At 48.9% G+C, this 12,397-nt stretch carries 2 protein-coding genes, 5 tRNA genes and 7 rRNA genes; 1 reads left to right on the forward strand and 13 read right to left on the reverse strand.

The genetic code is table 11. The features are described from left to right. Nucleotides 1–122: 122 nt before the first annotated feature. From rrf (LRQ06_RS05650) to LRQ06_RS05665, 4 genes are all read right to left on the reverse strand, one after another. A 5S ribosomal RNA gene (gene rrf / locus LRQ06_RS05650) occupies nucleotides 123–238 on the reverse strand. 5 nt (nucleotides 239–243) lie between these two features. Next, nucleotides 244–314: transfer RNA gene (locus tag LRQ06_RS05655), tRNA-OTHER, on the reverse strand. A gap of 58 nt (nucleotides 315–372) precedes the next feature. Continuing rightward, nucleotides 373–488: ribosomal RNA gene (gene rrf, locus LRQ06_RS05660) — 5S ribosomal RNA — on the reverse strand. A gap of 85 nt (nucleotides 489–573) precedes the next feature. After that, nucleotides 574–3,463, reverse strand: a 23S ribosomal RNA gene (locus LRQ06_RS05665). 23 nt (nucleotides 3,464–3,486) lie between these two features. Between LRQ06_RS05665 and LRQ06_RS05670 the strand changes: the two genes are divergently transcribed. Continuing rightward, nucleotides 3,487–3,711 carry a hypothetical protein gene (locus tag LRQ06_RS05670; RefSeq protein WP_232765440.1) on the forward strand — a complete coding sequence of 75 codons (225 nt, stop codon included), beginning with the start codon at nucleotides 3,487–3,489 and terminating at the stop codon, nucleotides 3,709–3,711. A 92-nt stretch (nucleotides 3,712–3,803) separates the two neighbouring features. On the opposite strand, the gene LRQ06_RS05675 is transcribed toward LRQ06_RS05670, so the two are convergent. The 9 genes from LRQ06_RS05675 to LRQ06_RS05715 form a co-directional block, all read right to left on the reverse strand. After that, nucleotides 3,804–3,879 (reverse strand) — tRNA-Val (locus LRQ06_RS05675). 28 nt (nucleotides 3,880–3,907) lie between these two features. Next, nucleotides 3,908–3,983 (reverse strand) — tRNA-Lys (locus tag LRQ06_RS05680). 2 nt (nucleotides 3,984–3,985) lie between these two features. Next, nucleotides 3,986–4,060: transfer RNA gene (locus LRQ06_RS05685), tRNA-OTHER, on the reverse strand. Nucleotides 4,061–4,127: 67 nt separating this feature from the next. Beyond that, nucleotides 4,128–5,670, reverse strand: a 16S ribosomal RNA gene (locus LRQ06_RS05690). Between the two features lie 343 nt (nucleotides 5,671–6,013). Then, a 5S ribosomal RNA gene (gene rrf / locus LRQ06_RS05695) occupies nucleotides 6,014–6,129 on the reverse strand. A gap of 86 nt (nucleotides 6,130–6,215) precedes the next feature. Continuing rightward, nucleotides 6,216–9,105, reverse strand: a 23S ribosomal RNA gene (locus tag LRQ06_RS05700). 277 nt (nucleotides 9,106–9,382) lie between these two features. Next, nucleotides 9,383–9,458, reverse strand: a tRNA-Ala gene (locus LRQ06_RS05705). A 64-nt stretch (nucleotides 9,459–9,522) separates the two neighbouring features. Beyond that, a 16S ribosomal RNA gene (locus tag LRQ06_RS05710) occupies nucleotides 9,523–11,062 on the reverse strand. The 16S, 23S and 5S rRNA genes sit together here with 5 tRNA genes alongside, the layout of an rRNA operon. A gap of 564 nt (nucleotides 11,063–11,626) precedes the next feature. Beyond that, the gene (locus LRQ06_RS05715; RefSeq protein ID WP_232765482.1) at nucleotides 11,627–12,355 is read right to left on the reverse strand and encodes a phosphoadenylyl-sulfate reductase; all 729 of its coding nucleotides are present in this window, start codon (nucleotides 12,353–12,355) and stop codon (nucleotides 11,627–11,629) included. Nucleotides 12,356–12,397: the final 42 nt, after the last annotated feature.

The following is a 12,397-nucleotide window of genomic DNA, read 5'->3' on the forward strand; positions in this document are numbered from 1 at the left end:
TTATGGATATTTTAAAGGTATAAAGTCAAAAGTCTGCTTAGTCTGAATCAGATCTACAGAATTTATAAACAGAGAAAGAAAATATGTCTAAGGAAACAAATAGATAAAGAAGAAAGGATAGAGTTTAGCGATGTCCTACTCTCACATGAGGAAGCCCCACACTACCATCGGCGCTAATTCGTTTCACTTCTGAGTTCGGCATGGAATCAGGTGGATCCAAATTGCTATGGTCGCTAAACAAACTGGTGCTGATACCAGACTCGAACTGGGGACCTCATCCTTACCAGGATGCGCTCTACCACTGACTATACAGCATGGATAACCTTATTAAACAAGCCCGTTATAGAGATAACGGGCTCTTGGGAAATAAAAGCCTGGCGATGTCCTACTCTCACATGGGGAAACCCCACACTACCATCGGCGCTAATTCGTTTCACTTCTGAGTTCGGCATGGGATCAGGTGGGTCCAAATCGCTATGGCCGCCAGGCAAATTCGTTAATTCAGAAAGCTGTCTTATTCTCAACCCACAACCAAGATTCTCTCTTGAGTCCGCCAAACCTTTTCGGTGTTGTATGGTTAAGCCTCACGGGCAATTAGTACAGGTTAGCTCAACGCCTCACAACGCTTACACACCCTGCCTATCAACGTTCTGGTCTCGAACAACCCCTTCAGGACACTTAAAGTGCCAGGGAAGACTCATCTCAGGGCTCGCTTCCCGCTTAGATGCTTTCAGCGGTTATCGATTCCGAACTTAGCTACCGGGCAATGCGATTGGCATCACAACCCGAACACCAGAGGTTCGTCCACTCCGGTCCTCTCGTACTAGGAGCAGCCCCCTTCAATCTTCCAACGCCCACGGCAGATAGGGACCGAACTGTCTCACGACGTTCTAAACCCAGCTCGCGTACCACTTAAATGGCGAACAGCCATACCCTTGGGACCGACTTCAGCCCCAGGATGTGATGAGCCGACATCGAGGTGCCAAACACCGCCGTCGATATGAACTCTTGGGCGGTATCAGCCTGTTATCCCCGGAGTACCTTTTATCCGTTGAGCGATGGCCCTTCCATTCAGAGCCACCGGATCACTATGACCTGCTTTCGCACCTGCTCGAGCCGTCACTCTCGCAGTCAAGCGGGCTTATGCCATTACACTAACCTCACGATGTCCAACCGTGATTAGCCCACCTTCGTGCTCCTCCGTTACTCTTTGGGAGGAGACCGCCCCAGTCAAACTACCCACCAGGCACTGTCCTCATCCCCGATTAGGGGACCAAGTTAGAACATCAAACATACAAGGGTGGTATTTCAAGGATGGCTCCACACAATCTGGCGACTGTGTTTCATAGCCTCCCACCTATCCTACACATGTAGGCTCAATGTTCAGTGCCAAGCTGTAGTAAAGGTTCACGGGGTCTTTCCGTCTAGCCGCGGGTACACTGCATCTTCACAGCGATTTCAATTTCACTGAGTCTCGGGTGGAGACAGCGTGGCCATCATTACGCCATTCGTGCAGGTCGGAACTTACCCGACAAGGAATTTCGCTACCTTAGGACCGTTATAGTTACGGCCGCCGTTTACCGGGGCTTCGATCAACCGCTTCGACCAAAGTCTAACAGCATCAATTAACCTTCCGGCACCGGGCAGGCGTCACACCGTATACGTCATCTTACGATTTTGCACAGTGCTGTGTTTTTAATAAACAGTTGCAGCCACCTGGTATCTGCGACTCCCGTCAGCTCCATCCGCAAGGGACTTCACCATCAGGAGCGTACCTTCTCCCGAAGTTACGGTACCATTTTGCCTAGTTCCTTCACCCGAGTTCTCTCAAGCGCCTTGGTATTCTCTACCCGACCACCTGTGTCGGTTTGGGGTACGATTCCTTACTGTCTGAAGCTTAGAGGCTTTTCCTGGAAGCATGGCATCAATGACTTCACCACCTTAGTGGCTCGACATCGTGTCTCAGCCTTAAAAAGAGCCGGATTTACCTGACTCTTAAGCCTACGCACTTGAACCTGGACAACCATCGCCAGGCTCATCTAGCCTTCTCCGTCCCCCCATCGCAACAGTAAGAAGTACGGGAATATTAACCCGTTTCCCATCGACTACGCTTTTCAGCCTCGCCTTAGGGGTCGACTTACCCTGCCCCGATTAACGTTGGACAGGAACCCTTGGTCTTCCGGCGTGGAGGTTTTTCACCCCCATTATCGTTACTCATGTCAGCATTCGCACTTCTGATACCTCCAGCGTGCGTTACCACACACCTTCAGCGGCTTACAGAACGCTCCCCTACCCAATACGATAAATCGCATTGCCGCAGCTTCGGTTTACAACTTAGCCCCGTTACATCTTCCGCGCAGGCCGACTCGACTAGTGAGCTATTACGCTTTCTTTAAATGATGGCTGCTTCTAAGCCAACATCCTAGCTGTCTGAGCCTTCCCACATCGTTTCCCACTTAGCTGTAATTTGGGACCTTAGCTGGCGGTCTGGGTTGTTTCCCTCTCCACGACGGACGTTAGCACCCGCCGTGTGGTCTCCCGGATAGTACTTACTGGTATTCGGAGTTTGCAAAGGGTTGGTAAGTCGGGATGACCCCCTAGCCTTAACAGTGCGCTACCCCCAGTAGTATTCGTCCGAGGCGCTACCTAAATAGCTTTCGGGGAGAACCAGCTATCTCCGAGTTGATTGGCCTTTCACCCCTAGCCACAGGTCATCCGCTAATTTTTCAACATTAGTCGGTTCGGTCCTCCAGTTGATGTTACTCAACCTTCAACCTGCCCATGGCTAGATCACTCGGTTTCGGGTCTATATCCAGAGACTAAACGCGCAGTTAACACTCGCTTTCGCTACGGCTCCCCTAATCGGTTAACCTTGCCACTGAATATAAGTCGCTGACCCATTATACAAAAGGTACGCAGTCACCTAACTAGTAGGCTCCTACTGCTTGTACGTACACGGTTTCAGGTTCTGTTTCACTCCCCTCACAGGGGTTCTTTTCGCCTTTCCCTCACGGTACTGGTTCACTATCGGTCAGTCAGGAGTATTTAGCCTTGGAGGATGGTCCCCCCATTTTCAAACAGGATATCACGTGTCCCGCCTTACTCGATTTCACTTATACAATGCCGTCAGTTACGGGGCTGTCACCCTGTATCGCGTGCCTTTCCAGACACTTCACCTGACACTGTATCAGCTTAAGGGCTACTCCGATTTCGCTCGCCGCTACTTTCGGAATCTCGGTTGATTTCTTTTCCTCGGGGTACTTAGATGTTTCAGTTCTCCCGGTTCGCCTCATTAAGCTATGTATTCACTTAATGATACTTACTGCTGTAAGTGGGTTTCCCCATTCGGAAATCTCAGATTCAGGTGGCTCTTACTGCCTCATCTGAGCTTATCGCAAGTTAGTACGTCCTTCATCGCCTCTGACTGCCAAGGCATCCACCATGTACGCTTAGTCACTTACCATACCAACCCGAAAAAGTTTCGGAATGTGGTCTTGTCACCAAGATTTGTCTGCCATTTTTATACATGCGGCAGACTATGATATTGCCGGACTCAATTTCCAAGAACACTTGATTGTGTTGGTCTTTCTTATACAAGAAAGTATTGAGAACTTTTACAAACAGTTTTGTTTAAAAACAAAACTGCTTTGTCAGCTTTCCAAATTGTTAAAGAGCAATGCTACTTTCTACCAAAAGAAAGGCACTTTCTAACGACTCTCGGATGGCTATTCAGCCGTCAAAAATTCCAACCACGTACATGCAATGAAGTGGTTTGGAATCCATGTCCAAAAATAGTTAGAGAGTGGTGGGCGATACCGGGTTCGAACCAGTGACCCCCTGCTTGTAAGGCAGGTGCTCTCCCAACTGAGCTAATCGCCCACAATATTTGTTTTCCTGTGGCAGGAAATGGTGGGTCGTACAGGATTCGAACCTGTGACCAATTGATTAAAAGTCAACTGCTCTACCAACTGAGCTAACGACCCAATGGTATCCCGTAGGGGAGTCGAACCCCTGTTACCGCCGTGAAGGGCGGTGTCCTAGGCCTCTAGACGAACGGGACACTAAGATACTCTTAAACGACATAAACCTTCAATCTGTGTGAACACTCGACAATAACCATCATCGTGTAAGGAGGTGATCCAGCGCCAGGTTCCCCTAGCGCTACCTTGTTACGACTTCACCCCAGTCATGAACCACAAAGTGGCAAGCGTCCTCCCGAAGGTTAAACTACCTGCTTCTTTTGCAGCCCACTCCCATGGTGTGACGGGCGGTGTGTACAAGGCCCGGGAACGTATTCACCGTGGCATTCTGATCCACGATTACTAGCGATTCCGACTTCATGGAGTCGAGTTGCAGACTCCAATCCGGACTACGACGTACTTTTTGGGATTCGCTCACTTTCGCAAGTTGGCCGCCCTCTGTATACGCCATTGTAGCACGTGTGTAGCCCTACTCGTAAGGGCCATGATGACTTGACGTCGTCCCCACCTTCCTCCGGTTTATCACCGGCAGTCTCCCTGGAGTTCCCACCCGAAGTGCTGGCAAACAAGGATAAGGGTTGCGCTCGTTGCGGGACTTAACCCAACATTTCACAACACGAGCTGACGACAGCCATGCAGCACCTGTCTCAGAATTCCCGAAGGCACTCCTCTATCTCTAAAGGATTTTTCTGGATGTCAAGAGTAGGTAAGGTTCTTCGCGTTGCATCGAATTAAACCACATGCTCCACCGCTTGTGCGGGCCCCCGTCAATTCATTTGAGTTTTAATCTTGCGACCGTACTCCCCAGGCGGTCTACTTAACGCGTTAGCTCCGAAAGCCACAGCTCAAGGCCGCAACCTCCAAGTAGACATCGTTTACGGCGTGGACTACCAGGGTATCTAATCCTGTTTGCTCCCCACGCTTTCGCATCTCAGTGTCAGTATCTGTCCAGGGGGCCGCCTTCGCCACCGGTATTCCTTCAGATCTCTACGCATTTCACCGCTACACCTGAAATTCTACCCCCCTCTACAGTACTCTAGCCAACCAGTTTCAAATGCGATTCCGAGGTTAAGCCCCGGGCTTCACATCTGACTTAATCAACCACCTACATGCGCTTTACGCCCAGTAATTCCGATTAACGCTCGCACCCTCCGTATTACCGCGGCTGCTGGCACGGAGTTAGCCGGTGCTTCTTCTGCAGCTAACGTCAAAATAACAGAGTATTAATCTGTCACCCTTCCTCACTGCTGAAAGTACTTTACAACCCGAAGGCCTTCTTCATACACGCGGCATGGCTGCATCAGGGTTTCCCCCATTGTGCAATATTCCCCACTGCTGCCTCCCGTAGGAGTCTGGACCGTGTCTCAGTTCCAGTGTGGCTGATCATCCTCTCAGACCAGCTAGAGATCGTCGCCTTGGTGAGCTCTTACCTCACCAACCAGCTAATCTCACTTAGGCGTATCCGGTAGCGCAAGGTCCGAAGAGCCCCCGCTTTGACCCATAGGTATTATGCGGTATTAGCCATCGTTTTCCAATGGTTATCCCCCTCTACCGGGCAACTTCCTAAGCATTACTCACCCGTCCGCCGCTCGTCAGCAAGAAAGCAAGCTTTCTTCTGTTACCGCCCGACTTGCATGTGTTAGGCCTGCCGCCAGCGTTCAATCTGAGCCATGATCAAACTCTTCAATTAAAGTTTTTTGATGCCTTAGCATCGGCTCAATGAATACTGATAACATGCACTACTTTATCAAAAGTAATGTTATGTTGAATTGACTGTGCCAAACATTCATTCTAAAAAGAAATCCTGTTCGTTTTGGTCACTCGTATCATTGATAAAATTTTTTGGATGTTTATCCGACGAGTGCCCACACAGATTGATAGGTTTATATTGTTAAAGAGCTTTGCTTTCAGTGCGTTAGCACTTAAGCAGGACGCGTATAATACGCTACCCACTTTGAAAGTCAACATAAAACTCTAATCTTTTTTAAAGTCTTATGGTGACTTGCTTAAATCAATAAGCAAGCAAAATAAAAGCCTGGCGATGTCCTACTCTCACATGGGGAAACCCCACACTACCATCGGCGCTAATTCGTTTCACTTCTGAGTTCGGCATGGGATCAGGTGGGTCCAAATCGCTATGGCCGCCAGGCAAATTCGTTAATTCAGAAAGCTGTCTTATTCTCAACCCACAACCAAGATTCTCTCTTGAGTCCGCCAAAACCTTTTCGGTGTTGTATGGTTAAGCCTCACGGGCAATTAGTACAGGTTAGCTCAACGCCTCACAACGCTTACACACCCTGCCTATCAACGTTCTGGTCTCGAACAACCCTTCAGGACACTTAAAGTGCCAGGGAAGACTCATCTCAGGGCTCGCTTCCCGCTTAGATGCTTTCAGCGGTTATCGATTCCGAACTTAGCTACCGGGCAATGCGATTGGCATCACAACCCGAACACCAGAGGTTCGTCCACTCCGGTCCTCTCGTACTAGGAGCAGCCCCCTTCAATCTTCCAACGCCCACGGCAGATAGGGACCGAACTGTCTCACGACGTTCTAAACCCAGCTCGCGTACCACTTTAAATGGCGAACAGCCATACCCTTGGGACCGACTTCAGCCCCAGGATGTGATGAGCCGACATCGAGGTGCCAAACACCGCCGTCGATATGAACTCTTGGGCGGTATCAGCCTGTTATCCCCGGAGTACCTTTTATCCGTTGAGCGATGGCCCTTCCATTCAGAGCCACCGGATCACTATGACCTGCTTTCGCACCTGCTCGAGCCGTCACTCTCGCAGTCAAGCGGGCTTATGCCATTACACTAACCTCACGATGTCCAACCGTGATTAGCCCACCTTCGTGCTCCTCCGTTACTCTTTGGGAGGAGACCGCCCCAGTCAAACTACCCACCAGGCACTGTCCTCATCCCCGATTAGGGACCAAGTTAGAACATCAAACATACAAGGGTGGTATTTCAAGGATGGCTCCACACAATCTGGCGACTGTGTTTCATAGCCTCCCACCTATCCTACACATGTAGGCTCAATGTTCAGTGCCAAGCTGTAGTAAAGGTTCACGGGGTCTTTCCGTCTAGCCGCGGGTACACTGCATCTTCACAGCGATTTCAATTTCACTGAGTCTCGGGTGGAGACAGCGTGGCCATCATTACGCCATTCGTGCAGGTCGGAACTTACCCGACAAGGAATTTCGCTACCTTAGGACCGTTATAGTTACGGCCGCCGTTTACCGGGGCTTCGATCAACCGCTTCGACCAAAGTCTAACAGCATCAATTAACCTTCCGGCACCGGGCAGGCGTCACACCGTATACGTCATCTTACGATTTTGCACAGTGCTGTGTTTTTAATAAACAGTTGCAGCCACCTGGTATCTGCGACTCCCGTCAGCTCCATCCGCAAGGGACTTCACCATCAGGAGCGTACCTTCTCCCGAAGTTACGGTACCATTTTGCCTAGTTCCTTCACCCGAGTTCTCTCAAGCGCCTTGGTATTCTCTACCCGACCACCTGTGTCGGTTTGGGGTACGATTCCTTACTGTCTGAAGCTTAGAGGCTTTTCCTGGAAGCATGGCATCAATGACTTCACCACCTTAGTGGCTCGACATCGTGTCTCAGCCTTAAAAAGAGCCGGATTTACCTGACTCTTAAGCCTACGCACTTGAACCTGGACAACCATCGCCAGGCTCATCTAGCCTTCTCCGTCCCCCCATCGCAACAGTAAGAAGTACGGGAATATTAACCCGTTTCCCATCGACTACGCTTTTCAGCCTCGCCTTAGGGGTCGACTTACCCTGCCCCGATTAACGTTGGACAGGAACCCTTGGTCTTCCGGCGTGGAGGTTTTTCACCCCCATTATCGTTACTCATGTCAGCATTCGCACTTCTGATACCTCCAGCGTGCGTTACCACACACCTTCAGCGGCTTACAGAACGCTCCCCTACCCAATACGATAAATCGCATTGCCGCAGCTTCGGTTTACAACTTAGCCCCGTTACATCTTCCGCGCAGGCCGACTCGACTAGTGAGCTATTACGCTTTCTTTAAATGATGGCTGCTTCTAAGCCAACATCCTAGCTGTCTGAGCCTTCCCACATCGTTTCCCACTTAGCTGTAATTTGGGACCTTAGCTGGCGGTCTGGGTTGTTTCCCTCTCCACGACGGACGTTAGCACCCGCCGTGTGTCTCCCGGATAGTACTTACTGGTATTCGGAGTTTGCAAAGGGTTGGTAAGTCGGGATGACCCCCTAGCCTTAACAGTGCTCTACCCCCAGTAGTATTCGTCCGAGGCGCTACCTAAATAGCTTTCGGGGAGAACCAGCTATCTCCGAGTTTGATTGGCCTTTCACCCCTAGCCACAGGTCATCCGCTAATTTTTCAACATTAGTCGGTTCGGTCCTCCAGTTGATGTTACTCAACCTTCAACCTGCCCATGGCTAGATCACTCGGTTTCGGGTCTATATCCAGAGACTAAACGCGCAGTTAACACTCGCTTTCGCTACGGCTCCCCTAATCGGTTAACCTTGCCACTGAATATAAGTCGCTGACCCATTATACAAAAGGTACGCAGTCACCTAACTAGTAGGCTCCTACTGCTTGTACGTACACGGTTTCAGGTTCTGTTTCACTCCCCTCACAGGGGTTCTTTTCGCCTTTCCCTCACGGTACTGGTTCACTATCGGTCAGTCAGGAGTATTTAGCCTTGGAGGATGGTCCCCCCATTTTCAAACAGGATATCACGTGTCCCGCCTTACTCGATTTCACTTATACAATGCCGTCAGTTACGGGGCTGTCACCCTGTATCGCGTGCCTTTCCAGACACTTCACCTGACACTGTATCAGCTTAAGGGCTACTCCGATTTCGCTCGCCGCTACTTTCGGAATCTCGGTTGATTTCTTTTCCTCGGGGTACTTAGATGTTTCAGTTTCTCCCGGTTCGCCTCATTAAGCTATGTATTCACTTAATGATACTTACTGCTGTAAGTGGGTTTCCCCATTCGGAAATCTCAGATTCAGGTGGCTCTTACTGCCTCATCTGAGCTTATCGCAAGTTAGTACGTCCTTCATCGCCTCTGACTGCCAAGGCATCCACCATGTACGCTTAGTCACTTAACCATACAACCCGAAAAAGTTTCGGAATGTGGTCTTGTCACCAAGATTTGTCTGCCATTTTTATACATGCGGCAGACTATGATATTGCCGGACTCAATTTCCAAGAACACTTGATTGTGTTGGTCTTTCTTATACAAGAAAGTATTGAGAACTTTTACAAACAGTTTTGTTTAAAAACAAAACTGCTTTGTCAGCTTTCCAAATTGTTAAAGAGCGTGATTCATAAAGAACCATGTTTAACCATTCTCTTCCCATTCACAAAGAAAAGAACACTTAAAGATGGTGGAGCTATGCGGGATCGAACCGCAGACCTCTTGCCTGCCAGGCAAGCGCTCTCCCAGCTGAGCTATAGCCCCTGAATCTTTCTAAAACATACAAACCATCAATCTGTGTGAACACTCGACAATAACCATCATCGTGTAAGGAGGTGATCCAGCGCCAGGTTCCCCTAGCGCTACCTTGTTACGACTTCACCCAGTCATGAACCACAAAGTGGCAAGCGTCCTCCCGAAGGTTAAACTACCTGCTTCTTTTGCAGCCCACTCCCATGGTGTGACGGGCGGTGTGTACAAGGCCCGGGACGTATTCACCGTGACATTCTGATCCACGATTACTAGCGATTCCGACTTCATGGAGTCGAGTTGCAGACTCCAATCCGGACTACGACGTACTTTTTGGGATTCGCTCACTTTCGCAAGTTGGCCGCCCTCTGTATACGCCATTGTAGCACGTGTGTAGCCCTACTCGTAAGGGCCATGATGACTTGACGTCGTCCCCACCTTCCTCCGGTTTATCACCGGCAGTCTCCCTGGAGTTCCCACCCGAAGTGCTGGCAAACAAGGATAAGGGTTGCGCTCGTTGCGGGACTTAACCCAACATTTCACAACACGAGCTGACGACAGCCATGCAGCACCTGTCTCAGAATTCCCGAAGGCACTCCTCTATCTCTAAAGGATTTTCTGGATGTCAAGAGTAGGTAAGTTCTTCGCGTTGCATCGAATTAAACCACATGCTCCACCGCTTGTGCGGGCCCCGTCAATTCATTTGAGTTTTAATCTTGCGACCGTACTCCCCAGGCGGTCTACTTAACGCGTTAGCCTCCGAAAGCCACAGCTCAGGCCGGCAACCTCAAGTAGACATCGTGTACGGCGTGGACTACCAGGGTATCATAATCCTGTTTGCTCCCCACGCTTTCCGCATCTCAGTGTCGTATCTGTCCAGGGGGGCCGCCTTCGCCACCGGTATTCCTTCAGATCTCTACGCATTTCACCGCTACACCTGAAATTCTACCCCCCTCTACAGTACTCTAGCCAACCAGTTTCAAATGCGATTCCGAGGTTAAGCCCCGGGCTTTCACATCTGACTTAATCAACCACCTACATGCGCTTTACGCCCAGTAATTCCGATTAACGCTCGCACCCTCCGTATTACCGCGGCTGCTGGCACGGAGTTAGCCGGTGCTTCTTCTGCAGCTAACGTCAAAATAACAGAGTATTAATCTGTCACCCTTCCTCACTGCTGAAAGTACTTTACAACCCGAAGGCCTTCTTCATACACGCGGCATGGCTGCATCAGGGTTTCCCCCATTGTGCAATATTCCCCACTGCTGCCTCCCGTAGGAGTCTGGACCGTGTCTCAGTTCCAGTGTGGCTGATCATCCTCTCAGACCAGCTAGAGATCGTCGCCTTGGTGAGCTCTTACCTCACCAACCAGCTAATCTCACTTAGGCGTATCCGGTAGCGCAAGGTCCGAAGAGCCCCCGCTTTGACCCATAGGTATTATGCGGTATTAGCCATCGTTTCCAATGGTTATCCCCCTCTACCGGGCAACTTCCTAAGCATTACTCACCCGTCCGCCGCTCGTCAGCAAGAAAGCAAGCTTTCTCCTGTTACCGCCCGACTTGCATGTGTTAGGCCTGCCGCCAGCGTTCAATCTGAGCCATGATCAAACTCTTCAATTAAAGTTTTGTGTTTCTCTTAAAAAAGAGAAACGGCTCAATGAATACTGATAACATGCACTACTTTATTAAAAGTAATGTTATGTTGAATTGACTGTGCCAAACATTCATTCTAAAAAGAAATCCTGTTCGTTTTGGTCACCCGTATCATTGATAAAATCTTTTGGATGTTTATCCGACGAGTGCCCACACAGATTGATAGGTTTATATTGTTAAAGAGCTTTCTCTTCGTAATTACTTACTGAAGAGGCGGTCATTCTAGCGAGATAATCTTAAGTGTCAAACACTTTTTTATTATTTCGTCTTACCGTCAGACCTTGCTGTCACTAGCTTTCTGTTCTTTTTGAACCGTTGCCGTGTCAGTGGTTGCGCATTATAGAGAGCATTGTCACATTAGCAAGTACTTTTTCGGAAAAAACTAAAAAATAACGTTTAATTGCCGGATGTTCGTTCAACCCTTTATTTATTCAACTTTAGTCACCAAATAGGAACAGGTTACTCACTGAGTTATCCACAATAAAAAGAAGGAGCCTTTAAAAAGCTCCTTCTATTCTTACAGAAAAAGGATCAGATCCCTGAACCATCAAGCTCACCATCATCTTCATGAAGGCCACATTCCCTCTTTAATCCAAAAAACCGGGTCTCTTCTTCTTTCATTCCGGGTTCCCACTTACGGGTTGTATGGATATCACCAACTGATAAATATCCCTCTTCCCAAAGTGGATGGTATGGCAAACCAAATTCTTCCAAATAATAATGAACGTCTTTATTCGACCAATCAACCACTGGCAAAAATTTGAACACGCCATTTTGAACAGCAAGGATTGGCAGATGAGCTCTTGATTCTGATTGCTCTCTACGTAACCCTGAAAACCAGGTTCCTACATTCAAATCATGTAAAGCCCGCTTCATTGGCTCAACTTTATTAATATGGTTGTACTTGGTAATACCTTCGATTCCCTGCTCCCACAGTTTACCAAAACTCGCCTCCTGCCATGCGGGAGTATGGTCAGCCCGGTAGACTTTCAAATTCAAATCAAGTTTATCCGTTAAATACTCAATAAACTGATATGTTTCAGGAAACAAATATCCGGTGTCGGTAAGAACGATCGGAATGTCTTTCTTTATTTGAGTAACTAAATGAAGCATCAACGCGGCCTGAATACCGAAGCTAGACGAAACAGCAAACGTTCCCTGCAAATTTTCTAACGCCCATTCAATCCTTTTTTGAGTAGTCAGAGTCTCCAGATACCCATTCAACTCAGCAAGGCGCAGCGATTGCTGTCCCTTAGTCATTGAAAGTAACTCTGAAAGATCTGCTTATAAAGCAAACCTTCA

It is taken from the genome of Vibrio salinus, from assembly GCF_021272385.1.
GTDB lineage: Bacteria > Pseudomonadota > Gammaproteobacteria > Enterobacterales > Vibrionaceae > Vibrio > Vibrio salinus.

Bases quoted from the DNA above. Each gene is read 5' to 3' on its own strand.
- LRQ06_RS05670 (WP_232765440.1), top strand. From the start codon at position 3,487: ATGTGGTCTTGTCACCAAGATTTGTCTGCCATTTTTATACATGCGGCA.
- LRQ06_RS05715 (WP_232765482.1), bottom strand. From the start codon at position 12,355: ATGACTAAGGGACAGCAATCGCTGCGCCTTGCTGAGTTGAATGGGTAT.